Below are 23,744 nucleotides of genomic sequence, written 5' to 3'. Positions count from 1 at the left end.
AGCACTGACAAAGATGTCGTCAGATCGGGCCTCATCGCTGGCAAGCCAGCTCCCACAGGGTTAGCGGTGGATCAGGCGACCTCTGTCCAGCGTCCTTGCGCCTGGTCGGATTTCACACAAGCACCGATAAAGCGCATCCCGCGCAACCCATCCTCCGCCGTCGGACACAACAACGCCTGGGCCCCCGGCTCACGCTGCTCCCTGCGCGCCCGAATGCGCTCCGCCGCCTCGCTGTAGATATTGGCGAACGCCTCCAGCAACCCCTCCGGCTGCCCCGCTTTGATCCGCGTCGACAGGCGCGCCGATTCGCTCAGCCAGGCCTCGCCGCGGCGCAGGATCTGGTGCGGCTGGTCCTGGTAGCGCACTTCCAGGCGCTCCGGGTCCTCCTGGTGCCAGTACAGCGAACCCTTCGACCCGAACACCCGCAACTGCAGGCCATGGCGATGCCCGGCGGCGACGAAGCTGGCCCAGAGCATGCCCCGCGCGCCGTTGCCCAGGCGCAGCTTGACGTGGGCGTTGTCGTCGCTGCCGCGGCCCGGCACCAGGGTGCTGAGCTCCGCCGAGACTTCGCTGATCTCCTGTCCGGTGACGAAACGCAGCAACTGATGCGCATGCACGCCGACATCCGCCAGCACCGACGAGGCGCCGGCCTGGGTCGGGTCGGTGCGCCACATCAGGGCCTTGGCGCCCTGCTGCTCCAGGGCATGGGTGCCGAAGCCGGCGGCATGCTCGACCTGCACCAGGCGCACCTCGCCGATCACCCCCGCGGCGATCAGCTCGCGGGCTTCGCGGATCAGCGGGTAACCGCTGTAGTTGTGCGTCAGCAGGTGCAGCGCCGGCCCCTTGCGCACGCGCTCCAGCAACTGCTCGGCCTCGGCCAGGCTGGCGGCCAGCGGTTTGTCGCTGATCACGTCGATGCCCTGGTCGAGAAAGGCCAGGCTGGCCGGCACATGCACGGCGTTCGGCGCCATGATCGCGGCGGCGTGGATGCCGTCCGCGTGGACCGCTTCGGCGGCGGCCATGCTCTGGAAGTCCGGGTAGACGCGGTCGGCGGCGATGCCGTAAGCCTCGCCGGCCGCGCGGTTGCGCGCCGGGTCGCGGGCGAAGACCCCGGCCACCAGTTCGAAGTGGCCGTCCAGCTGGGCCGCGTAGCGGTGGGTGGAACCGATCGACGACTCCAGGCCGCCGCCGACGAAGCCCAGGCGCAGGCGCCGGGTGGGATTGCCGAGGGTTTTCATCCTTTGCTTCCTTGCAGTTGACGGGCGAAATGGCTGATCGCCAGGACGTAGCCGTGGGTGCCGAAACCGGCCAGCACCGCCTGCGCCACCAGCGATACGTAGGAGTGATGACGGAACGACTCGCGGCGATGCACGTTGGAGATGTGCACCTCGATCACCGGCACTTCGGCGGCGATCAGCGCGTCGTGGATGGCCACCGAGGTGTGGGTCCAGGCGCCCGGGTTGATGACGATCCCGGCGACCCGGCCACGGGCCTGGTGGATCCAGTCGATCATCTGGCCTTCATGGTTGGTCTGCTGGAACTCGATGGCCAGGTCATGGCCGGCGCCGCTGGCGCGGCACAGCGCTTCGACGTCGGCGAGGGTCTCGCGGCCATACACCTCGGGCTGGCGCAGGCCGAGCATGTTGAGGTTGGGGCCGTTGAGGACGAGTACGGTCTGCATGGTCAGGGGTTCCGTTCAGGCGGTGGTGCGCAGGGCCTGGGCCCGCTGCGCGTCGTAGGTGGATTTGTCGAGGGCCACGGCGTCGGGTCTGCCCAACTGCTCCAGCGGCGTGCGGTAGGTTTCCGGGGCACTCCAGGCGGCGATGGCCGAGATCGCGGTGACCACGCAGGTGATCGCGCCGATCATCAGTGGCACGTTGTCCGCGCCGGGCGGGGCGACGGCGGTGAACAGCGCCGGGAGCAGGGCGGTGATCATGTAGCCGATGTTCTGCGCCACGGCCATCGCCGAGACCCGGTAGTGGGTCTGGAACTGCTCGGGGAAGAAGCTCGGGAAGATCGCGTTGTAGCCCTGGTAGACCATGCCCCACATCAGCAGCGAGGCGGCGAAGGCCAGTGGCACGCTGTGGATGCTGATGGCGTACAGGTAGGCGAAGGACATCAGCCCGCAACCGATCGCCGCGCCAATGATCAGCGGGCGCCGGCCGATGCGGTCGGAGAGGTTGCCGACGAAGGGAATCACCAGCACCGCGACGATATTGCCGACCACCGGGATCCACAGGTACACGCTCTTGTCGAAGCCCACGCCGTAGGCCGGCTGCACCGCGTAGGCGGCGCCGAAGACGGTGGTCACCACGGGGATCACGTTCATCAGCGATACGCCGAACACCACCAGCATGCCGTGCCAGCTGTATTTGAACGCTTCGCGGATCGGCGAGCGGGTACGGGTGACCTTCTCCACTTTCTGCACGAAGGCTTCCGGTTCCTTGACTTCGCGACGAATGATGAACGCGGCGATCAGCACGGCGGCGCTGAGCAGGAAGGGAATGCGCCAGCCCCAGCTGTTGAAGGCTTCTTCCGGCATGAAGTACGCCAGCGGCAGGAAGATCGCCGCCGCCAGCACCTGGCCGGCCTGCACGCCCTGCAGGGTGAAACTGGCGAAGAAGCCGCGGCGTCCCGGTGGCGCGTGTTCGAGGATCATCGAGCTGGCCCCGGCGATCTCGCCGGCCACGGCGAAGCCCTGGATCAGGCGCAGGACGACCAGCAGGGCCGGGGCCCAGTAGCCGATCTGGCTGAAGGTCGGCAGCAGGCCGACGGCGAAGGTGGCGATGCCCATCAGGAACATGCACAGCAGCAGGACGTTCTTGCGCCCGCGGGTGTCACCCCAGTGGCCAAGGACGAAGGCGCCGACCGGGCGGGCCAGGTAGCCGACGCCGTAAGTGGCGAGGGAGGCGATGATCGCCATTTTCGGGTCGCCGGCGGGGAAGAAGATCTGCGGGAAGATCAGCGCGGCGGCCTGGGCGTAGATGAAGAAATCGTAGTATTCGAGGGCGGACCCGACCCAGCCGCTGGCGGTGGCCTTGCGGGTCTGGCGGGTGTTGTCGTGGGTGCTCATGGTGTTTTCTCTTGTTGTTTTTATGGTGTTTTCTCGGGCCTCATCGCGGGCAACGCCCGCTCCCACAGGGTCAGTGGTGTGCACGCGATCCTTGTGGGAGCGGGCGTTGCCCGCGATGAGGCCTGAGAGGTCGCTACAACTGCTCGGTCGAAACGATCTGCCCGGTCCGCGCCGCCTCGCTGATCGCCTCGACGATCAGCAGGTTGCGCAGGCCGTCGCGCACGGTCACTCGCGGCTGCACTTCGCCGCGGATCACCTGGCAGAAATGCGCCAGTTGCCGCGCCAGTGGATCGGCCTCTTCGAGGCTGGCGACGCCGGTCTCGAACGGCTTCCACCACGAGCGTTGCTCGCGCTGCTCGTAGTACTTCAGGCGCATGCTCGGGATCGACAGCGAACCCTGGGTGCCGGCCAGCACGTAGCAGTCCTCGTCGGCGTAGCTGGGGTAGTCGTGGTTCTCCCGCGCGGTCTGCTCCCAACTGCGGGCGCAGGCGGCGGTGTCGGAGAGCAGGAAGGTGCCGAGCGCGCCGCTGGCGAAACGCAGGCTGATGGACACCGTGTCCTCCACGGCGAAGCCGCGGGTGGCGCTGGAGGCCTGGGCCTGCACGGCGACGATCTCGCCGCACAGCGAACGCAGGTTGCCGATCTCGTGGATCATGTTGATCAGCACCGGGCCGCCGCCGGCCTCGCGGCGCCAGGGCGCGGCGTCGAAGTAGTCGTCGGGCTTGTAGAACAGGGCGCTGCCCATCACCGCCACCAGGTTGCCGAGCATGCCTTCGGCGATCACTTCCCGGGCTTTTTCCAGGATCGCGCTGTGGGCGCGGTGATGGCCGACCAGCAGTTTCGCCCCGGCCCGTTCGGCCACCGCCAGCAGACGCTTGCCTTCATCCAGGGTGTGCGCCACCGGCTTTTCGATCAGCGTGGGAACAGCGTGGGCGACGCAGGCGAGGGCGCCTTCGACATGCAGATGGTTGGGTGTGGCGAGGATCACGCCGTCCGGGCGTTGTTCGGCCAGCAGGGTTTCCAGTTCGGCATACAGCGGCACACCGAGGCTTTCGGCAAAGGCGGCGGTGGCCGGCAGCGGATCGACGATGGCGGCCAGCTCGCACTCGGCGCTGGCCTGGAGCAGTTCGATATGGCGGCGGCCGATCAACCCGGCGCCGGCCACGGCAATGCGGATCTTCTTCATAGGGCTCTCTTGTTCTTTTGTCGTCCTGCTTCAAGGCAAGGCAGGTTGTATGAGAGGCTAAATAAAAAGTCCCAGGAGATAATCGGGCGTAATGAAGAATCAGAATGTGCTCACAGCGAATAATGAGCCGCTGCTGCGTGACCTTCAGCTGTTCTGCGAAGTGGCGCGGCGCTCCAGCTTCATCGCCGCGGCCAGCGAGACCGGACTGTCGCCGGCGCATGTCAGCAAGCGCATCGCCACCCTGGAGGAGCAGCTCGGGGTCAAGCTGTTCAACCGCACCACGCGGCGGGTCAACATCACCAGCGACGGCGAGGCGGCGTTCGTCTGGGCGCAGAAGATTCTCGAAGACGTGGGCGCCATGGTCGATGCGCTGTCCGGCGGGCAGCGCGAGCCGCAGGGCACGCTGCGCCTGTGCACCAGCCTGCGCCTGGGCCGCGAACATATCGCGCCGATCCTCTCGCTGCTGCGCCGCCAGTACCCGGCGCTGGAGGTGTGGCTGGAGTTGCTCGACCGCCGGGCGGACCTGATCGCCGACAACTTCGATATCGATATTCGCGTTGGCGAGGTCCAGGAAAAGCACCTGATCGCCCACCGCATCGCCGAAAGCACGCGGGTGCTGGCGGCGGCGCCGGAGTACCTGGCCCGGCGCGGGGCGCCCAAGGTGGCGGCGGATCTGGCGCAGCACGACTGCCTGCTGTTTCGCAGTCGCGACGATCGTTTCGGGGTCTGGCGCCTGGCCGGGCCGAACGGCGCGGAGACGGTGAAGGTCACCGGTCCCATGGCGTCAAATCACAGCGATATCGTCCGCCAGTGGGCCCACGACGGCCACGGCATCATCATGGCCTCGGCCTGGGACATCGCCGGCAGCCTGGCCAGCGGTGCGCTGGTGCGGGTGTTGCCGGGCTGGTATCAGCCGGCGGATATCTGGGCGGTGACGGCAGTGCGCTCGTCGAGTTCGGCGAAGGTGCGGGCCTGTGTGGCGTTCCTGCGCGAGCAGTTGGCGAGTGGGCCTTATGCGTTGAACAGTGAGACTTGATGGGGCTGCTTTGCAGCCCTTCGCGAGCAAGCTCGCTCCCACAATGGATCGTCATGCACCGAACCACTGTGGGAGCGAGCTTGCTCGCGAAGGGCCGCAAAGCGGCCCCAATGGACGTCAGGCCCAGCCGCTATTGCGTTTGCGGCCGCGGGTCAGGGCCGGAAGGATCAGCCCGACCAGCAGACCGGCCCCGGCGATACCGCCGCCGTAGACCATGTAGCGCATCAGCACCTGCTTGTTCTCGTCACCAAGACGCGCCTGTGTGTCGCGCAACTGTGACTGGGCCTCGCTCAGCTCTTCATTGAGGGCCAGGTTGCGCGCCTGCAGTTCGTCGACCAGGTTCTTGCGCGCATCGAGGGTTTCCTGCATGCCCTGGACCCGGGTCTTCCAACTGTCGTCGATGCCCTTCAACTGTTCTTCCAGTTGCGTGACACGCTGGGTCAACTGCGGCAGGCGCTCGGCCTGGCCGGGGACGCTCTGCAGGTCGCTGCTGGCGATCCACACGGTGTCGCCGGATTCGCCGCGCACCTGGCTGTAGTTGCCCTGGGTGGTCAGCAACTTGACCTTCTGCCCGGATTTCAGGGTGCCGACCAGGCGATGGCCGTCGGTGGGGCCGCTGCGCACGTAGGTGCTGAGGCTATCGCTGACCCAGCGTTCGTCGCTGGCAGGTTCCTCGGCGTGGGCGAGGGTGTGCAGGAACAGGCTGGCGAACAGCGCGGGAAGCACGGCGGAGCGTGCGCGGAGAGGGCGAAGCAGGCGCATGGTTATCTTCCCCGAGAAGAAAAAATGAACACCGCCGACCGCATGCCTGCCGTCAGCGCAATGAAAAAAGGGGATAACCGTTGGACGTCCCCGGTGGCTCGTCTTGAGCAAGCCACCAGCGCAAAGACCGTTTTTATCGCCTCGGGTTCACTGCCCGGCCTGCCATTGGGCGAACCGTTGGTCGAGGCGTGGGGCCAGCAGGTCGTAGTGCTCCCAGCTGGCGCCGGGCTCGTCGATGCCGACGACACCGAGCAGTTGGGTGAGATCGTCGGGCAGCGACGGTATGCGCTGGCCGAGGTAGTGAGCGGCGAAGGCCTTGCCCTGGCGGGTGAGGTCTTCGTCCACCAGCAGGCTGTCGCAGCACAGCTGGAAGAAGCGCGCGGGGGTCAGGCGGCGTTCGCCCAGGGCCTGGATCTCGGCGTCGTAGTCGGCCTTGAAATCGCCGCTGAGCAGGTCGTGGGTCGCGCTCCAGGCGAGGAACAGACCGGTGTAGGGGGCGTGGCGTGGGGAACCATCATCGGCGTAATGCCAGCTGGCAGCTTGAGCAATCATCGCAGCAGTCCTTGTTCTGATGTGGGGCCTTGCTGGCCGCTACTTTACTCCTTCCGTTCATGGCCGCTAGCCATGTGAGACTGAATGCCGCACAGCAGGACTCGTTCTTTGGTCGGATTTGGTATCGGATGGGCGGGGGCGTTAACATCTGAACTTTCCTACAAAAGTACAAAAGGAATCCTATGAACTCCCTCGCTGTGTCCCTTCAGGACCAGGCAGCGCCCGAAGGCGTCTGCTACGGCTGCGGCTCGGCCCACCCGAGCGGTCTGCATCTGAAAAGCCACTGGGCCGATGACGGCATCCACGTCATCTGCAGCCATTCCCCCGACAGCACCTTCTGCGGCTGGCCCGGCCTGGTCTACGGCGGCCTGCTGGCGATGCTGGTGGATTGCCATTCCAACTGGACCGCAATGGCCTATCACTACCGTGCCGAAGGGCGCGAGCCGGGCTCGTTGCCGCGTATCGATTGCGTGACCGGGCATCTCGGCCTGACCTACCTGAAACCGACGCCGATGGGCGTGGAGCTGACCCTCAAGGCTCGGGTCGAGGGTGAAGTGGGGCGCAAGAGCCGGGTGATCTGCGAGGTCTGGGCCGGGGATGTGCTGACGGTGGTGGCGGATTCGGTATTCGTGCGGGTGGATACCGAGAAGCTGAAGCAGCAGGCGCACGGCGAGGGCTGAGCTCCTACGCGGGACATGGATGGACACCCTGGCAGCCAGCAACAAGATCCCCGGCAGCCAGGGGCAAGACGTGGCATGGAGTGCGGCGCACAGTGACGCACAACCATAACAACGGCACTTGAGGTCTTCACCATGTCGCTCAACGACACTCTCAGCGCGCACCTGAACCGGGGCACGATCGGGTTCCCCACCGCCCTTGCCAGTACCATCGGCCTGATCATGGCCAGCCCTGTCATCCTGACCGCGACCATGGGCTTCGGCATCGGCGGCAGTGCCTTCGCCGTGGCGATGCTGATCGCGGTGCTGTTGATGCTGGCGCAATCGACCACCTTCGCCGAAGCCGCGGCGATCCTGCCGACCACTGGCTCGGTGTACGACTACATCAACTGCGGCATGGGCCGCTTCTTCGCCATCACCGGCACCCTGTCGGCCTACCTGATCGTGCATGTCTTCGCCGGCACGGCGGAAACCATCCTCTCCGGAGTGATGGCCCTGGTGAACTTCGAACACCTCAACACCCTGGCCGAATCCGCCGGCGGCTCCTGGCTGCTCGGCGTCGGTTTCGTGGTGGTGTTCGCCATCCTCAATGCCTTCGGCGTCAGTGTCTTCGGCAAGGCCGAGATCATCCTCACCTTCGGCATGTGGACCACCCTGATGGTGTTCGGCGTGCTCGGCCTGATCGCCGCGCCGGCGGTGCAACTGGACGGCTGGTTCGGTGAGTCGATGGTCGGCACCGACCTGCTCACCGTGCTGTCCCTGGTGGGCATGGCGATGTTCATGTTCGTCGGCTGCGAATTCGTCACCCCGCTGGCCCCGGACCTGCGCCGTTCGGCGCGGACCATGCCGCGGGCCATGGCCCTCGGCCTGCTCGGTGTGGCCAGTTGCATGTTCATCTATGGCGCGGCGATGAAGCGTCAGGTCGAGAACGTGGTGCTGGACGCCGCCAGCGGCGTACACCTGCTGGATACGCCGATGGCCATTCCTAAATTCGCCGAGCAGGTGATGGGCGACATCGGCCCGCTGTGGCTGGGTATCGGCTTCCTGTTCGCCGGCGCCGCGACCATCAACACCCTGATGGCCGGCGTGCCGCGCATCCTCTATGGCATGGCCGTGGACGGCGCGCTGCCGAAGGTCTTCACCTACCTGCACCCGCGCTACAAGACGCCGCTGCTGTGCATCCTCGTGGCCATGCTGATCCCGTGCCTGCACGCCCTGTACCTGGGCGGCAACACCGACAACATCATGCACCTGGTACTGGCCGCGGTCTGCGCCTGGAGCACCGCCTACCTGCTGGTGACCCTGTCGGTGGTGATCCTGCGCATCCGTCGTCCGGACCTGCCGCGGGCCTACCGCTCGCCGTTCTTCCCGCTGCCGCAACTGCTGTCCAGCGTCGGCATCCTGCTGGGCATGTGGTTCATCACCCCGCCGGGCATGAACCCCGCCGACGTCTACGTGCCGTTCGCCTGGATGCTCGGCGGTACCGCGGCCTACGCGCTGTTCTGGACGCTGGTCGTGCAGCGGGTCAACCCGTTCAAGCCGGCGGTGGTCGAGGAAGTCCTGGCCAAGGAGTTCGCCAACGAACCTGGAGTCCATCATGGCAACCACTACGCCGAACCTGTGGCAAAGACTGTTTGATCGCGCACCCTCGGGCTACCGCCCGGGGGTGACCCTGGAATACCTGCGGCGCAATCTGGGTCTGGCCGGGGGCCAGGTCCTGGAACCCGGCCGGGCACGCTTCAGCCTGGCCGATGGGGTCGAGTTCGAGGTGCGCGAGCGCACCGAATCGCAGCTGTTGATGCATATCGTGGTCTGCGAGTTTCGTCTGCAGTGCAGTGCTGCTTCGCAGGGCAGTGCGACCCTGGAACTGCACCACACTGGCGCGATTCGTCGCAGCGGGCTGGGTTGGAAGCAGAAGGGTGGGGAGGCGGGATTGCTGGAGAGCGTCCGCCAGCGCCTGGAGCAGGATGCCACGCTGTACCAGGCGCTGATGCCCCTGGACTTCAAGCGCCTGCGCCTGGAGCGTGGCGAAGGGCAGTGGACGGTGCTCCTGGAGCATATGGGCGGTAGTGAAGTTGTTAACAGAATGCCCGCGTTTCGCCGCTATATCCGCCTGGATTCGCAGCAGAGGGAGTTGTTGCTGACTGCTTTGATCGGGCTGAAAAAACTGCTGCAAGACCTCTAGGCGCAACCCCCTCGTAGGAGCGTGGCTTGCCCGCGAAAGGACCGCAAAGCGGTCCCAGATACCGATGCAGATCGGGACCGCTTTGCGGTCCTTTCGCGGGCAAGCCGCGCTCCTACAGGGAGGGTGTTCGCCGGGTTGGCACTCAATATGCTTTCACACATGTGCTTACGGAATTGTTGCGCGCATATAGATAACATGTTAACTATTGCTCGACAAAAACAAGATGCCACTGTGGAGGTACGTATGAGTATCCATCCGGCTACCGGCTCGGCCCTGGATCGCTGGAACGCGGCGATGCAGGCAACCTGCGGGTATTTCGAAACCGAACTTGCGTTCAACCGCTCGCTGTTCATCGGCGAGATTTCCACCTGGTCGCGGGGAGGCCTGGGCATGGCCAACCTGCGCACCAATGCCGGAGTGATCCGGCGCAACGGCCTCAAGGCCGATCGCGACAACGATCAGCATTGCTTCCTGGTCAGCCAGCGCACCGGTTTTTCCCAGATCACCCAGAACGGCGTCAGCCTGCAACTGGCCCCCGGCGATATGCTGCTGATGGACGCGGTGGGGGCCTGCGAGATCATGCCGTTCGGCCTGATCGAGCACGCCTCGCTGTCGTTGTCGCGGGACCAGGTCTGTCGCCAGTTGGGCGGCGACCAGCGGATCTTCGGCAAGATCTCCCAGAGCAAGGCCTGCGGGCGCATGCTCCATCTGCTGATGGACCAGTTGTGCAAGGAGACCGCCGCCGGCGAGGGCGAACAGGCCGAGGGCGATGCGCTGCACAGTGCCTTTCTGTCGCTGCTCGGCTCGGCCATCGAAGGCAGCGAGGAGGATGCGCGCCTGCCGGCGTCGTTGCAGGGCGCCGACCTGCGCAGCTACGTGCAGAAGGTCATCGACGAATCCCTCGGCCAGCCCGGCCTGACCCCGGTCAGCCTGGCCAATCGCCTGAATATCTCGGTGCGTCATCTGTACCGCCTGTTCGAGGAGCAGGGCGACAGTGTCTGCCGTTATATCCAGCGCGCCCGCCTGCAGCGCAGCGCCGATGATCTGTCCAACCCGATCCACAAGACCGAGTCGATCACCACCATCGCCTACAAGTGGGGTTTCACCGATTCGGCGCACTTCAGCCGTTCGTTCAAGAAGCAGTTCGAGCAGTCGCCCAAGGACTTCCGCAGCAGCAGCCTCGCGGGTCTGGTCCTGAGCTGAGAAAAGCAATAGGCGTGGCGTGATGGCTTGACCCGGTCGGGGCTTGCCCCTAGTCTCGCGAAAATTGTCTACCTATCGGTCGGTAGCGTGTCTTGGACACCGCCGACATCTGGAGAAGCGTTGCATGAGAGTTCTGTCGCCGTCGGCGGAGAAGATTTGCGTGGTGGCGGTCGAGCAGTTCGCCGAATCCGGCTACGACGCCGCCTCGCTCAACGACATCGCGGTGGCGGTGGGCATGCGCAAGCCGTCGCTGTATGCGCATTTCAGCAGCAAGGTGGATCTGTTCGAGGCGGTGTTCGAGCGCGCCATCGAGGCCGAGCGCCTGCATGTCGAAGCGTGTTTCGCCGCCGATACCGGCTTGCCGGGGGCGCTGTACGGGCAGCGGCTGGCGGAGCGTTTCCAGGAGTCGGCGCACCTGCGTTTTCTGCTGCGCGCGGCGTTCTTTCCGCCGGCGGATCTGCGCGGCATGATCTCCTCGGGGTTCGAGGCCTACCTGGCGCGGATGGGCGAGATTTTCGGCAAGGCGCTGGCGCAGCAGTTTCCGCGGCTGGGCACGGAGCGCCGGCAGCTGTTCGTCGATGCCTACCTGGGGGTGGTCGACAGCCTGACGGTGGAGTTGATCTATGCGGGGCAGGCGGCGTATGAGCGGCGCCTGAAGGCGATGTGGACGATCTTTGCGGTTTCGCTGGAAGCGGCGGTGTGAGCTTTTGGGCCCGCGTTGCGGGCCTTCGCAGGCAAGCCAGCTCCTACCGTAGGAGCGTGGCTTGCCCGCGAAGGCCCGCAACGCGGGCCCAAAATTCTCAGGCCACCGCGAAGTAATGCTTCACGAAGCTCTCGCTGAGGATCTCCCACAGCACCGGCGTGCCCTTGGTCACGAACCAGCTGTCACCGACCTTGTACTCGGTCACCTGGCCGGTGCTTTCGTCGGTCAGGCGCACGGCGCCAGTCACCACCACGGCCTGCTCGTTGAACGGGTAGACCATGCGGAACTTGCCCTGGGTGACGCCGAAGTAGGCGCTGCTGACCGCGTCGGTCGGGGCGCCGAAGGTCATCTTGCCGAAGGCGCGCACTTCGCCTTCGAGAATCTCCGAACCCAGGTCGGCAACGGTGCCCCAGGCGTCGAGGTCGCTGAGCTGGATGTTCTGCTGGCTTGCAATCAGGGTCATGGCAGTGGTTCCTTGAACGATGGAATGAAGACGCGACGGCAGCCACGAAGCGGGCTGCTCATGCCGCCATTAAGGCCTGTGGCGGAAATGAAGTCTTGATCGCCCGTGCCGCGGCATTTGTTCCGGGTTGCCAGAGCCGTTGCGGCACTGTTGCGTGGTACGGTTTTTGTTAAAGTATTAACAAACAGCCTGAGAACCTTGATTTTTCATGTCCAGTCGTCCTCGTCAGTCCTTGACCCTGACCCTTCTGCAAGCCCGTGAAGCGGCCATGCGCTTCTTCCGACCTTCTCTCAACGAACACGGCCTGACCGAACAGCAGTGGCGGGTGATCCGCATTCTGCGCCAGCAGGGCGAGATGGAGATCTATCGTCTGGCCGAGCAGGCCTGCATTCTCAAGCCGAGCATGACTGGCGTGCTGGTGCGCATGGAGGCCGCCGGGCTGGTGAAACGGCGCAAGGCCGAGACCGATCAGCGTCGGGTGCTGGTGGAACTGGCGGAGAAGGGCGAGGAGAGTTTTGCCTCGATGAGCCAGTGCATGGAGGCCAATTACCAGAAACTGCAGGGGCAGTTCGGCGAAGAGAAGTTGCAGCAGTTGCTGGGGTTGCTGGATGAGTTGAAGCAGGTTCGGCGGTGACTGGATTGGGGCTGCTTTGCAGCCCTTCGCGGGCAAGCCACGCTCCTACGAGGAGCACGCGATCCTGCCGTAGGAGCGTGGCTTGCCCGCGAAGGGCCGCAAAGCGGCCCCAAAAAATCAATAGACGCCGCCGCTGGCAGGTTGAACCACCGACCCTTCCTTGAACTTCGCCGCCAACCCCTGCAACCCGCGCATCAGCACCGTGGTATCGACACCGACGGCAACGAACTTCGCCCCCAGCTCGATGTAGCGCCGCGCCAGCTTCTCGTCGGCGCTGAGAATCCCCGCGGCCTTGCCGGCCTTGTTGATCCGCAGGATTGCGTCCTCGATCGCCGCCTGCACGTCCGGGTGTCCCGGATTGCCGCGATGGCCCATGGAGGCGCTGAGGTCCGCCGGCCCGATGAACACACCGTCGACGCCCTCCACCGCGACGATCTCGTCGAGGTTCGCCAGCGCGTCCAGGTTCTCGATCTGCACCAGCAGGCACATCTGTGCATCGGCGTGATCCAGGTAACCCGGGATGCTGTTCCAGCGCGACGCCCGCGCCAGGGCGCTACCCACCCCGCGCACGCCCTTCGGCGGATAGTGCACGGCGCGCACCAGTTGGCGTGCCTGTTCGGCCGTGTCGACCATCGGTACCAGCAAGGTCTGCGCACCGATGTCGAGGATCTGCTTGATCAGCGCGGTATCGCCGATCACCGGGCGGATGATCGCCTCGCTGGCATAGGGCGCCACGGCCTGCAGCTGGGCGAGCATGCCGCGCAGGTCGTTGGGTGCGTGTTCGCCGTCGATCAGCAGCCAGTCGAAGCCGGCGTTGGCCGCCAGCTCCGCGCAGTAGGCATCGGCCAGGCCGAGCCACAGGCCGATCTGCGCCTGGTCCTGCTGCAGGCGCTGTTTGAAGCGGTTGACGGGCATGTCCATGGGCAAACTCCTGAGTCAGACGAAACGGCAGGCGATGGAGCCGAGCATGTCGTAGTCGACATGGAAGGTGTCGCCCGGGCGCGCCGCCACCGGACGGGTGAACGAACCGCCGAGGATGATCTGCCCGGCCTCCAGGGTGATGTCGTACGGCGCCAGCTTGTTGGCAAGCCACGCCACACCCTTGGCCGGGTGGTTGAGCACGGCGGCGGAGACACCGGATTCCTCGATCACGCCATTGCGGTAGAGCACCGCCGGGACCTTGCGCAGGTCGATCTCGGTCGGTCGCACCGGGCGTCCGCCCATGACCACGCCAGCGTTGGCGGCGTTGTCCGAGATGGTGTCGAAGACCTTGCGGGTGGCCTGGGTCTGCGGGTCGACCTGCTGGATCCGCGCGTCGATGATTTCCAGCGCCGGGATCACCCACTCGGTGGCATCGAGCACATCGAACACGGTGACGTTGGGGCCTTTCAGCGGTTTGCCGAGAATGAACGCCAGCTCGACCTCGACCCGCGGCACGATGAAGCGCTCGAACGGGATGTCACTGCCTTCCTCGAACAGCATGTCGTCGAGCAGGGCGCCGTAGTCCGGCTCGGTGATGTTCGACGACACCTGCATGGCGCGGGAAGTCAGGCCGATCTTGTGACCGACCAGCTTGCGCCCGTCCTTGATCTTCTGTTCCACCCAGGCGCGCTGGATGGCGTAGGCGTCCTCGATGGTGATGCCGGGGTGTTCCAGGGAGAACTGGCGCACCTGTTCGCGGCTGCGTTCGGCGCGGTCCAGTTGGGCCGCAGCGGCGAGGATCTGGCTGTGGTCGAGCATGGTCGGAATCTCTTACTGAGGGTTGACGGTGGCGGCCTGGGTGCGCAGCACCAGCAGGCCTCCGAGCGTGATGAAGACGGCCAGTACGTACAGGGCCAGGCTGGCGCTGTGGGTGGTGTCGCGCATCCAGCCGATCAGGTACGGCGCGGCGAACGAGGCGATGCTGCCCAGCGAGCTGATCAGGCCGATGCCGGCGGCCTGGGTGGTGTTGGAGAGGAACGCCGGCGGCAGTTGCCAGAACATCGGCAGCGCGGCGCTGGCGCCCATGCCGGCGACGATCAGGCCGCTCATCACCAGGGTGGCGTTGTCCGGGGCGATGCCGGCGATGGCGATACCGGCGGCCGACATCAGCAGCGGCACGCAGAGGTGCCAGCGGCGTTCGCGGCGACGGTCCGAGGAACGCCCGCAGGCGATCATGAAGAAGCAGCCGGCGAGGTACGGCACTGCGCTGAGCAGGCCGACGCGGCCATCGCTGCCGATGCCGGCGCCGTGGATCAGGGTCGGCATCCAGAAGGCCAGGGTGTTCACCGCCAGCATCACCGCGCAGTACACCGCGACCAGCAGCCAGACCCGGGCATCGCTGAGAATGCCGCCGAAGGAGTTGATCGGCTTGCGGGTTTCTTCCTGGGCCAGTTGTTCGCGCAGGTCGCGTTTCTGTTCCGCGCTCAACCAGTCGACGCTGTCGAAGCTGTCCGGCAGGCACTTGAGCACTACCAGGCCCAGCAGGATGACCGGAGCACCCTCCAGGAGAAACATCCACTGCCAGCCGCGCAGGCCGGCGGCGTCGTGGAACAGTTCGAGGATGCCACCGGACAGCGGTCCGCCGACCACCCCGGCCATCGGCACGGCGATGGCGAACAGCGCGGTGATGCCGGCGCGGCGACGGGCCGGGTACCAGCGGTTGAGGTAGACCAGGATGCCGGGGAAGAAACCGGCCTCGGCCACGCCCAGGAGGAAGCGCAGCACATAGAAGCCAGTGGCGCTTTCCACCAGCAGCATGCTGGTCGACAACGCACCCCAGACCACCATCAGGGTGGCGATCCAGCGCCGAGGGCCGACCCGGTCCAGGGCCATGTTGCTGGGCACGCCGAACATGGCGTAGGCAATGAAGAACAGACCGGCACCGAGGCCATACACCGTGTCGCTGAAGTGCAGGTCGGTGCTCATCTGCATCTTGGCGAAGCCGATGTTGATGCGGTCGAGGTGGGCGAACAGGTAACACACCAGCAGCAGCGGCATCAGCCGCCAGGTGACGGTGGAATGGGTCGAGTCGTGACGGGCAAGCGCGACGGGTTCTGCGGTATTGGCTGTGCTCATGATCTTGTACTTTTTGTCAGAGTGGGGCCGTTGGGGTAAGGCGGGTAGGTCAACCCGCCTGGTTCTTGAGGAATGCGTGGACGTTGTTCTGCTTGAAGTTCAGTTGCGGGTGCAGCTCGATCATCTCGAACGACAGCGCCAGCAGGCGCTCGGCCTGCAGCGCGGCGAAGTGCTCGGTGATCACCGCGAACAGCTGTTCGGCAACCTGGGTGCGGGTTTCCAGGTCACGGCCATGGCCGACCTTGAGGGTCATGTGGACGAAGGCGTAGTCGTGCTTGCCGTCGGCCATGCGCCAGGTGTCCAGGCGCACCGCGCGGCTGCGGATGCCGCCGAGGGGAAACACGCCGCTGGCGCCGAGGGTGGCGTGGACCTTCTCGAACAGGCCGGGCAGGTCGGCCTGTTGCTCGATGTTGTCGGTGATTTCAGCGATGAAGTGGGGCATGGGGACTCCTGGGAATCAGAGCGGGAAGATCGCGTTGATCTGGCCGGTACCGGAGCTGCCGAACGGCTCGGTGAGAACTTCCACCGGCTTGTCGTAGTCGGCGCCGCCGAGCAGGCCGAGGAGCATCGCGGTGTCGTGCATGCCGCCTTCGCCGTAGCAGTGCGCGGCGTAGTCCGGGAGCATCGCGCAGAACTCCTTGAAGCGACCCTGCTTCCACAGCTCGACCACGCGCATGTCCACCTGCTTGTCGAACTCGCGGGTCCAGTTGTGGATGTTGGCTTCGGCGTTGCGGTCGTCGGAGAAGCGGTGGGAGAGGGAGCCGGAGGCCAGCACCAGGACCTTGCGGTCGCTCTTCTCGATGGCCCGGCGTACCGCGGCGCCGAAGGCCAGGCTGTCTTCCAGGCGGTGCCAGGCGCACCAGGCGGCGATGGACACGACCTGCAGTTTGTCTTCGTCGGGCACGTCCATATGCATGTAGCGCATCGGCACCAGGGTGCCGTATTCCAGTTCCAGGCTCGGGATGTTGTGGGCCTGGGTACGCACGCCGGCGGCGTTGGCTTCTTCGGCGATCAACTGGCCCAGTTCGGGACAGCCGGGGTATTCGAATGCCATGTCGCGGATGAAATGCGGCAGCTCGTTGCTGGTGTAGACACCCTTGAAGTGCTCGCCGCAGTTGATGTGGTAGGCGCTGTTGACCAGCCAGTGCACGTCGAACACCACCGCGGTGTCGGCGCCCAGCTCGCGGGCACGGCGACCGATTTCCTTGTGCCCGGCGATGGCCGCTTCACGGCAGCCGTGGTGCTTGCCCGGCAGTTCGGACAGGTACATCGAGGGGACGTGGCAGACTTTGGCTGCCAGGACGACTTCGCCCATGGATACACTCCTGGTTTCTTTGTTCTTCTTGGAGATTTTGGGACCGCTGCGCGGTCCTTCGCGGGCAAGCCACGCTCCTACGGGGGATCTCGATACTCTCGTAGGAGCGTGGCTTGTCGTGTGACGAACCACCGCGAAGCAAGACCTGCCTACGCGGTCTTGCCGGTTACACACCCCAGCGCGGGATGTGATGGCTACCCATCGAGATGCACACGTTCTTGATCTCGGCGAACACTTCGAAGCTGTACTGACCGCCTTCGCGACCGGTACCCGAACCCTTCACGCCGCCGAACGGCTGGCGCAGGTCGCGCACGTTCTGGCTGTTGATGAAGACCATGCCGGCCTCGATGCCACGGGCCAGGCGATGCGCCTTGCCGATGTCCTGAGTCCAGATGTACGAGGCCAGGCCGTATTCGGTGTCGTTGGCCAGTTGCAGCGCCTCGGCCTCGTCCTTGAACGGGATCAGGCAGACCACCGGGCCGAAGATCTCTTCCTGGGCGATGCGCATCTTGTTGTTCACGTCGGCGAACACGGTCGGCTGGATGAACTGGCCCTTGGACAGGTGCGCCGGCAGGTTGGCCGGACGCTCCAGACCGCCCGCGAGCAGGGTGGCGCCTTCCTCGATGCCGATGCGGATGTAACCGGTGACCTTGTCGTAGTGGGCCTGGGTGATCATCGAGCCGACCTGGGTCTTCGGATCGGTCGGATCACCGACGATCAGGCGCTTGGCCCGTGCGGCGAACTCGGCGACGAACTGCGGGTACACGCTCTCCTGGATGAAGATCCGGCTGCCGGCGGTGCAGCGCTCGCCGTTCAGCGAGAAGATGGTGAACAGCGCGGCGTCCAGGGCACGTTCCAGGTCGGCGTCTTCGAAGATCAGCACCGGCGACTTGCCACCCAGTTCCATCGAGTACTTCTTCAGGCCGGCGGTCTGCATGATCTTCTTGCCGGTGGCGGTGCCGCCGGTGAAGGAGATCGCGCGCACGTCCGGGTGACGCACCAGGGCGTCACCGGCGGTGGCGCCGTAACCCTGGATGACGTTGAGCACGCCGTTCGGGATGCCGGCTTCGACGGCCAGGCGACCCAGTTCGTTGGCGGTCAGCGGCGACAGTTCGCTCATCTTCAGTACCGCGGTGTTGCCCAGGGCCAGGCACGGCGCGGTCTTCCAGGTCGCGGTCATGAACGGCACGTTCCACGGCGACACCAGGCCACACACACCGACCGGCTGGTACAGGGTGTAGTTGAGCATCTGGTCGTCGACCGGGTAGGTGTGGCCGTCCATGCGCGTGCAGACTTCGGCGAAGAAATCGAAGTTGTGCGAGGCACGCGGGATCAGCACGTTCTTGGTCTGGTGGATCGGCAGGCCGGTGTCCAGGGTCTCCAGCTCGGCCAGTTTCGGCACGTTCTGCTCGATCAGCTCACCCAGCTTGCGCATCAGTCGCGCACGTTCCTTGGCCGGGGTGTTGGCCCATTTCGGGAAGGCTTCCTTCGCTGCGGCAACGGCCTGGGCAACTTCCTCGGCACCGCCGCTGGCGACTTCGCCGATGGCTTCGCCGGTGGCCGGGTTGTAGTTGACGAAGGTGTCCTTGCTCTCGACCTCGCGGCCGTTGATCCAGTGCTTGATCATGCTGCTCATGCCTCGGTTTTGTTGTGCTCTTCGTTTCTAGGGGCAGCGAAGAACTCGGCTTCGCTGACGATGCGGTTGACCAGGCGGCCGACGCCTTCCACTTCCACCACCACTTCATCGCCCGGGACCACGTCGGCCAGGCCTTCCGGGGTGCCGGTGGCGATCATGTCGCCGGGTTGCAGGGTCATGAAGCTGGACAGGTATTCGATCAGGTAGGGGATGTCGAAGATCATGTCCTTGGTGGAGCCTTCCTGTTTCAGCTCACCGTTGATCCAGGTGCGCAGGGTCAGGTTGGACGGATCCGGCACATCGGCCACGTCGACGATCCACGGACCGACCGGGGTGGTGCAGTCGCGGTTCTTCACCCGCAGGTTGGGGCGGTAGTAGTTCTCGAGGTAGTCGCGGATGGCGTAGTCGTTGCAGACCGTGTAGCCCGCCAGGTACTCCAGGGCGTCCTCGCGCTTGACGTTGCGCGCCGGCTTGCCGATCACGGCCACCAGCTCGCACTCGTAGTGCATGTACTTGATGTTGTCCGGACGCCAGGTGATGGCGTTGTGACCGGTGTAGGTGCCCGGCGACTTGACGAACGCCAGCGGCTCGGTCGGCGGGGCGAAGGCCAGTTCGGCGGCGTGGTCGGCGTAGTTCAGGCCGAGGGCGAACATGCTGCCGTTGGCGGGTGGCAGCCACTCGACCTGGTCTTCGGCAATCAGACGGCCATCGGCCAGGCGCACGGCGTTGTCGGCTTCCACGGTCACCGCGTGGACTTCACCCTGGAAACGGATACGAGCGTGTTTCATCAGTGGGCCTCCTGCTCGGCGACGATGGGGTTGGCCAGACGGCCGAGCCCGGTGATCTCGATTTCTACCTGGTCGCCCGGCTTGACGTCGGCGCGGCCTTCCGGGGTGCCGGTGATCAGCACGTCGCCTTCATGCAGGGTCATGAACTCGGTGATTTCCGCGATCAGTTGCGGGATGCCGCGCACCAGGTTGGCGGTGCTGTTCTGCTGGCGGACTTCGCCGTTGATGAACAGGCGGATGTCCAGGGCGTGCGGGTCGGCGACCTGCTCGACCGGAACCAGCTCCGGGCCGATCACGCAGAAGCCGTCGCGGCACTTGGCCTTGACCGCCGGGCGGTAGTAGCTCTCTTCCGGCAGGCTGAATTCGTTGACGATGGTGAAACCGGCGACGTGTTCCAGGGCCTGTTCGGCGCTGACCCGGCTGGCGCGCTTGCCGATCACCACGCCCAGGGCAGGGCCGGCCTGCAGGCGCTCGACGCCTTGTGGATAGACCACCGGCTGGCCGTGGCCATTGCGGGTGTTGGGGGTCTTGATGAACAGCACCGGCTTGACCGGTGGCTTCTGGTACGGCGCCTGTTCGAATTCGGCGAGACGCTGTTCCAGCAGCCCCTTGTAGTTCAGCGCGACGCCGAACAGGGTGCCGGTGGCAGCGTCATGCAGGGCACGGCTCATGCTCTTCTCCTGACAGTGGGCGGGACGACACAGGGTGCCCCGCGGGGATAATTGTTAATGTGTTAACGTTATAATTAAGATGTTAACGAAATGCAAGCTGCCGTTCGCCGGACGGAGCGGTAAGCTGGCGGGCAGAACCAGAAGCGGTACGAGGTAGACGGACATGAGCGATCGCACGCCGATCCCCAACATCAACATCGGCCAGGTCTACGACCAGCGCTACAGCGACTCGGAAGTGCACTACGACAAGCTCGGCAACCTCGCCGGGTTCTTCGGTCGCAACATGCCGGTGCACCGCCACGACCGGTTCTTCCAGGTGCACTACGTCAAGTCGGGGACGGTGCGGGTCTATCTGGACGACCAGCAGTACGTCGAATCCGGGCCGATGTTCTTCCTCACGCCGCCGACCATCCCGCATTCCTTCGTCACCGAGGCGGACGCCGACGGGCATGTGCTGACGGTGCGCCAGCAACTGGTGTGGCAACTGCTGGAAGTCGATCCGGGCCTCGCGCCGGGGCCGCAGGTGGCGCCGGCGTGCGTGGCGTTGAGTGGATTGGAGCCGGTGTTCGCGGCGGAGGCGCAGCGTCTGGAGATGCTGTTCGAGCTGCTCGGCACGGAAGTGGAGGGCGCTGAAGCCGGGCGCGAAGCGGCGCTGTACAGCCTGACCCGCCTGATCATGATCAGCCTGCTACGACTGTGCGCTCGTTCACTGCCGGCGCGGACCACGCGGCACGAGGACCTGCAGATCTTCCATCGCTTCAATGAACTGATCGAGGCGCATTACCTGGAGCACTGGCCGCTGTCGCGTTATGCCGAAGGGATCGGGGTGACCGAAGCGCGTTTGAACGATGTCTGCCGGCGCATCGCCGATTTGCCGTCCAAGCGGCTGGTGCTGGAGAGGGTGATGCAGGAGGCCAAGCGGCTGCTGCTGTTCACCGGCAGTTCGGCGAACGAGATCTGCTACAGCCTGGGGTTCAAGGATCCGGCGTATTTCAGCCGGTTCTTCCTGCGCTATGCGCAGGTGACGCCGGGGGAATATCGGCAGAGGCAGGGCGGATTACGCTGACCTTGCGTTACCCCCGGTAGGAGCGTGGCTTGCCCGCGAAGGACCGCGCAGCGGTCCCGGACCTCGCCGCAATCGGGGACCGTTTCACGGTCCTTTCGCGGGCAAGCCACGCTCCTACAGCGGCGCGCGCTCCCCGCGAAAATGCGGAAGGATATGCTCCCCGAGCCGATACGCCTCCTCCAGATGCGGATACCCGGCGAGGAAGAACACATCGATCCCCAGGTCGTTGTATTCGCGAATCCTTGCCACGACATTCTCGTAGCTGCCCACCAGCGCCAGCCCCGGCGGAATCCCGATATAGCCGAACCCCGCCCAGACATTCGGGTAGATGAAGAACTCATCGAAGCGCTTGCTCTCCTCGCGGTCGCCGTACTCCTCCTCGTAGCTCAGCTTGCGCGCGGTTCGCAGCCCGGCATGGGCCGCGGCGGCCTTGATGGTGTTCTTCGCCACACCTTCGTCGAAGAAGCGCTTGGCCTCGGCCAGCGCCAATTCCTCGGTCTCGCGGGTGATCACGTCGATGGACAGGCCGAAGCGAATCACCTCGCCGCGCCCGTATTTCAAAGCCCGCTCGCGGATATCGGCGATCAGTTCGCGGATCTTGTCCGGATGCTCGGCACGCATCAGGTAGAAGTCCGCATGCTTGGCGGCGAACTCCCGCGCCGGGATCGACGAGCCGGCGGTGCAGATCAGCGGCAGCTCGGCCTTCTTCTGCGGTCCGCGCAGGCCTCCGCCCTCGGCCTTGAAGAAGCGCCCGTCGTAATGGAAATTCTCCGAGCCCCAGTAGCCGCGCACCACATCCATGAACTCGGTGGCCCGTTCATACCGATCGTCATGCTCGAAGAAATCGCCGACCTGACGCTGCACCGCGTCCGAGCCACCGTTGATGATGTTCCAGATCAGCCGGTTGCCGGTGGCGCGCTGGTAGGTCGCGGCCTGCTGCACCGCCACCCACGGCGTGTAGTGATAGGGCTGGAACGCCGCCACGTAGTTGAGCGTGCGGGTTTCCCGGGCCAGCAGCGAGCACACGGTCCAGGGTTCTTCGCCATAGGGCGCGTTGACCATCAGCACGCCGCCGAAGCCGTTGATCTCGGCGGCCCTGGCGATCTGCCCGAGGTAGTCGATGTAGGTGAAATGGTCGCCGACGCGGAAACCCGAGACCGCGCCGGTGCTGTCGCCACCGGCATGCCAGTCGCCGCGGTTGCGCGGGTCGCCGGGGAGGAACTGGGTTTCGCCATGCAGTGGCAGGCGGGTGAAGAATTCGATGCTCATGGGGCGCTGTCCTTATTGCACGGTGGGGTTGCAGATCGGCGCGACGGTCTGGCCGGCGAAGACCTTGCGGGCGAACGGCAGGGAGTCCTTGAGCGAGGCGTTGACCGTCTCGCTGTGGCCCAGGCCCTTGTACAGGTGGCCTTCGACCACCGAGCCGGCCTTGCAGGCGTCCTGCATCAGCGCGACCTGGGTCGCGGCCGCGGGGGTTTTGTCTTCCGCGCCGGTGCCGATGAAGATCGGCTGCGCCAGTTTCAGCGTCGGGTAGCTGACCTGGGCCTGCCAGGCCTTGAGCTGCTCGCCGTCGTTGGCCTTGCGCGTGTTGGCCGGGGTCAGGCCGGTGCCGATGACGTCGGCGGTCAGCGCCGCCAGGCAACTGGTACGGGCCTGCTCGAACAGCGGCAGGGCCTTGTCGGTGTAGTAGTCGCGCGGGTCGATCTTCGGGTTGTACTGCTGCGCGGCGAGCAGGGTGTAGAAGCCGTAGGCCAGCGACGCGTCGACCTTGTCCGGGTCCTGTTCGCCGACGTTCTTGCTGCCCACGGTGTAGATCACCCCGGTGCCGACGCTGCCCTTCAGGCCCAGGTCCGGCGCGTAGCTCGGCGCGTAGGCCGCCGAGGCGAAGGCGCCGGCGCCGCCTTGCGACTGGCCGAGCACCAGCACCTTGTTGGCCAGGCCCGGCACGCCGTCGATCACCGCCCGCGCGGCATCGAGGATGCCGTAGGCGGCCATGCGGTTGTTCAGCAGCGGATGGCCGCCGGGGGTACCCAGGCCCTGGTAGTCGGTGGCGACGATGGCGTAACCCTCGTTCAGCCAGCGCGCCAGGTACTGCACGTCGCGGTAGGAACGCCCGGCCCAGGACGGCGCGCAGACATCCGCCACGCCGACGGTGCCATGGCCCCAGGTGACCACCGGCCAGCCGCCTTCCGGCGCCTTGCCCTTGGGAATGAACAGCGCACCGGACACTGCGATCGGGGTCTTGCCGTCGATGCCGTCGGTGGAGCTGTAGAGGATGCGCACCTGCGAGGCGGCGCCGGGCAGGCTCAGGGTGCGTTCCAGCGGTTCGCTGCGCAGCAGTTTGCCGGGCGTGGCCGGGATTGCCTGGTCCCAGGTGTAGAAGGCCGAGACCCGGCCGTCGCCCTGCAGCGGATCGGGCTTCGGTGCGTGGGTTTCACCGGCCATGGCGGAGATTGAAAGGGTCAGCAGGCTCAGGCCGACGGCGAGGGAACGAGGCAGTTTCATGAAGGGTCCTTGAACGAAACGACAGTCAGGAGCCCCTGAGCGAAAGCCATGCCAGTTGTGCGGAAAAGCGCTACAGGCCTTTCATTGCGTGGCTTACAGGAAAGTCAGCGATCTCCCGCAAGCATCCCGCATGCTGATGGTCACGCAGCGGGTGTTGCCCGGTTGCTGCTGGAGCAGCAATGATCGTTTTGGAATATACAAATGCAAATTAATAATTATTTGTTCTAATTTG

25 protein-coding genes are annotated in these 23,744 nt (G+C 65.4%); 8 read left to right on the top strand and 17 right to left on the bottom strand.

Annotation, left to right across the window (positions count from 1 at the left end; all coding sequences use genetic code 11):
* Positions 1-71: 71 nt before the first annotated feature.
* The 4 genes from CHB99_RS24600 to CHB99_RS24585 form a co-directional block, all read right to left on the bottom strand.
* Positions 72-1,238, bottom strand: coding sequence for a Gfo/Idh/MocA family protein (locus CHB99_RS24600; RefSeq protein ID WP_042125979.1), 1,167 nt, complete (start codon positions 1,236-1,238; stop codon positions 72-74).
* On the bottom strand, positions 1,235-1,681 hold the full coding sequence (gene aroQ, locus CHB99_RS24595; RefSeq protein WP_042125977.1) for a type II 3-dehydroquinate dehydratase: 447 nt from the start codon (positions 1,679-1,681) through the stop codon (positions 1,235-1,237). The genes CHB99_RS24600 and aroQ overlap by 4 nt, the downstream gene beginning before the upstream one ends.
* Before the next feature lie 15 nt (positions 1,682-1,696).
* Complete coding sequence (locus CHB99_RS24590; protein WP_042125975.1) at positions 1,697-3,073, bottom strand: MFS transporter; 1,377 nt, start codon at positions 3,071-3,073, stop codon at positions 1,697-1,699.
* A gap of 133 nt (positions 3,074-3,206) precedes the next feature.
* Positions 3,207-4,259, bottom strand: a complete 1,053-nt coding sequence (locus CHB99_RS24585) for a Gfo/Idh/MocA family protein (RefSeq protein ID WP_042125973.1) — start codon at positions 4,257-4,259, stop codon at positions 3,207-3,209.
* A 91-nt stretch (positions 4,260-4,350) separates the two neighbouring features.
* Here CHB99_RS24585 and CHB99_RS24580 point away from each other — a divergent pair, with 91 nt between their 5' ends.
* The gene (locus tag CHB99_RS24580) at positions 4,351-5,295 is read left to right on the top strand and encodes a LysR family transcriptional regulator (protein WP_042125971.1); all 945 of its coding nucleotides are present in this window, start codon (positions 4,351-4,353) and stop codon (positions 5,293-5,295) included.
* A 117-nt stretch (positions 5,296-5,412) separates the two neighbouring features.
* On the opposite strand, the gene CHB99_RS24575 is transcribed toward CHB99_RS24580, so the two are convergent.
* Together CHB99_RS24575 and CHB99_RS24570 are read right to left on the bottom strand one after the other, a co-directional pair.
* Positions 5,413-6,057, bottom strand: a complete 645-nt coding sequence (locus tag CHB99_RS24575) for a TIGR04211 family SH3 domain-containing protein (RefSeq protein WP_042125969.1) — start codon at positions 6,055-6,057, stop codon at positions 5,413-5,415.
* Positions 6,058-6,204: 147 nt separating this feature from the next.
* Positions 6,205-6,609 (bottom strand): DUF7832 domain-containing protein, encoded by a 405-nt coding sequence (locus tag CHB99_RS24570; protein WP_042125967.1) that lies wholly within the window; start codon positions 6,607-6,609, stop codon positions 6,205-6,207.
* Between the two features lie 182 nt (positions 6,610-6,791).
* Here CHB99_RS24570 and CHB99_RS24565 point away from each other — a divergent pair, with 182 nt between their 5' ends.
* The 5 genes from CHB99_RS24565 (at position 6,792) to CHB99_RS24545 (ending at position 11,377) form a co-directional block, all read left to right on the top strand.
* Positions 6,792-7,289, top strand: a complete 498-nt coding sequence (locus CHB99_RS24565) for a PaaI family thioesterase (protein ID WP_042125965.1) — start codon at positions 6,792-6,794, stop codon at positions 7,287-7,289.
* 132 nt (positions 7,290-7,421) lie between these two features.
* Complete coding sequence (locus tag CHB99_RS24560) at positions 7,422-8,924, top strand: APC family permease (protein ID WP_042125963.1); 1,503 nt, start codon at positions 7,422-7,424, stop codon at positions 8,922-8,924.
* Positions 8,884-9,471 (top strand): DUF3156 family protein, encoded by a 588-nt coding sequence (locus CHB99_RS24555; protein WP_042125961.1) that lies wholly within the window; start codon positions 8,884-8,886, stop codon positions 9,469-9,471. Before CHB99_RS24560 ends, CHB99_RS24555 begins: the two co-directional genes overlap by 41 nt.
* Before the next feature lie 243 nt (positions 9,472-9,714).
* On the top strand, positions 9,715-10,674 hold the full coding sequence (feaR, locus tag CHB99_RS24550; RefSeq protein WP_042125958.1) for a transcriptional regulator FeaR: 960 nt from the start codon (positions 9,715-9,717) through the stop codon (positions 10,672-10,674).
* Between the two features lie 124 nt (positions 10,675-10,798).
* The gene (locus CHB99_RS24545; RefSeq protein ID WP_042125956.1) at positions 10,799-11,377 is read left to right on the top strand and encodes a TetR/AcrR family transcriptional regulator; all 579 of its coding nucleotides are present in this window, start codon (positions 10,799-10,801) and stop codon (positions 11,375-11,377) included.
* Positions 11,378-11,474: 97 nt separating this feature from the next.
* Here CHB99_RS24545 and CHB99_RS24540 read toward each other — a convergent pair whose 3' ends face one another.
* Positions 11,475-11,840 (bottom strand): cupin domain-containing protein, encoded by a 366-nt coding sequence (locus CHB99_RS24540; RefSeq protein ID WP_089266669.1) that lies wholly within the window; start codon positions 11,838-11,840, stop codon positions 11,475-11,477.
* 208 nt (positions 11,841-12,048) lie between these two features.
* Between CHB99_RS24540 and hpaR the strand changes: the two genes are divergently transcribed.
* Positions 12,049-12,474 (top strand): homoprotocatechuate degradation operon regulator HpaR, encoded by a 426-nt coding sequence (gene hpaR, locus CHB99_RS24535; RefSeq protein WP_042125944.1) that lies wholly within the window; start codon positions 12,049-12,051, stop codon positions 12,472-12,474.
* A gap of 117 nt (positions 12,475-12,591) precedes the next feature.
* Here the strand turns inward: hpaR and hpaI are convergent, their stop codons facing one another.
* The 8 genes from hpaI to CHB99_RS24495 all read right to left on the bottom strand — a co-directional run bounded on the left by hpaI (position 12,592) and on the right by CHB99_RS24495 (position 19,941).
* Entirely contained in the window at positions 12,592-13,395 is an 804-nt protein-coding gene (gene hpaI, locus CHB99_RS24530) for a 4-hydroxy-2-oxoheptanedioate aldolase (RefSeq protein ID WP_042125942.1), read from the bottom strand.
* Between the two features lie 15 nt (positions 13,396-13,410).
* Positions 13,411-14,214 carry a 2-oxo-hept-4-ene-1,7-dioate hydratase gene (gene hpaH, locus CHB99_RS24525; protein WP_042125940.1) on the bottom strand — a complete coding sequence of 268 codons (804 nt, stop codon included), beginning with the start codon at positions 14,212-14,214 and terminating at the stop codon, positions 13,411-13,413.
* A gap of 12 nt (positions 14,215-14,226) precedes the next feature.
* Positions 14,227-15,531, bottom strand: a complete 1,305-nt coding sequence (locus CHB99_RS24520; protein ID WP_042125938.1) for an MFS transporter — start codon at positions 15,529-15,531, stop codon at positions 14,227-14,229.
* Between the two features lie 49 nt (positions 15,532-15,580).
* Positions 15,581-15,973: a tautomerase family protein gene (locus CHB99_RS24515; protein WP_042125936.1), complete on the bottom strand. Its 393-nt coding sequence runs from the start codon at positions 15,971-15,973 to the stop codon at positions 15,581-15,583.
* A gap of 15 nt (positions 15,974-15,988) precedes the next feature.
* A complete protein-coding gene (gene hpaD / locus CHB99_RS24510; RefSeq protein ID WP_042125934.1) occupies positions 15,989-16,846 on the bottom strand; it encodes a 3,4-dihydroxyphenylacetate 2,3-dioxygenase in 858 nt (285 codons plus the stop codon).
* A 166-nt stretch (positions 16,847-17,012) separates the two neighbouring features.
* Positions 17,013-18,473, bottom strand: coding sequence for a 5-carboxymethyl-2-hydroxymuconate semialdehyde dehydrogenase (gene hpaE / locus CHB99_RS24505; protein WP_042125951.1), 1,461 nt, complete (start codon positions 18,471-18,473; stop codon positions 17,013-17,015).
* 5 nt (positions 18,474-18,478) lie between these two features.
* Positions 18,479-19,270: a fumarylacetoacetate hydrolase family protein gene (locus CHB99_RS24500; RefSeq protein WP_042125932.1), complete on the bottom strand. Its 792-nt coding sequence runs from the start codon at positions 19,268-19,270 to the stop codon at positions 18,479-18,481.
* Positions 19,270-19,941, bottom strand: a complete 672-nt coding sequence (locus tag CHB99_RS24495) for a fumarylacetoacetate hydrolase family protein (protein ID WP_042125930.1) — start codon at positions 19,939-19,941, stop codon at positions 19,270-19,272. The genes CHB99_RS24500 and CHB99_RS24495 overlap by 1 nt, the downstream gene beginning before the upstream one ends.
* A gap of 163 nt (positions 19,942-20,104) precedes the next feature.
* Here CHB99_RS24495 and hpaA point away from each other — a divergent pair, with 163 nt between their 5' ends.
* Positions 20,105-21,007: a 4-hydroxyphenylacetate catabolism regulatory protein HpaA gene (gene hpaA / locus CHB99_RS24490; RefSeq protein ID WP_042125928.1), complete on the top strand. Its 903-nt coding sequence runs from the start codon at positions 20,105-20,107 to the stop codon at positions 21,005-21,007.
* Between the two features lie 114 nt (positions 21,008-21,121).
* On the opposite strand, the gene CHB99_RS24485 is transcribed toward hpaA, so the two are convergent.
* A complete protein-coding gene (locus CHB99_RS24485; protein ID WP_042125926.1) occupies positions 21,122-22,276 on the bottom strand; it encodes an LLM class flavin-dependent oxidoreductase in 1,155 nt (384 codons plus the stop codon).
* Between the two features lie 12 nt (positions 22,277-22,288).
* Positions 22,289-23,512 (bottom strand): lipase family protein, encoded by a 1,224-nt coding sequence (locus CHB99_RS24480; RefSeq protein WP_042125924.1) that lies wholly within the window; start codon positions 23,510-23,512, stop codon positions 22,289-22,291.
* Positions 23,513-23,744: the final 232 nt, after the last annotated feature.

The sequence above is a fragment of the Pseudomonas japonica genome (assembly GCF_900188455.1).
GTDB classification, from domain to species: domain Bacteria; phylum Pseudomonadota; class Gammaproteobacteria; order Pseudomonadales; family Pseudomonadaceae; genus Aquipseudomonas; species Aquipseudomonas japonica.
This window is presented reverse-complemented; position numbering and strand designations above follow the sequence as displayed.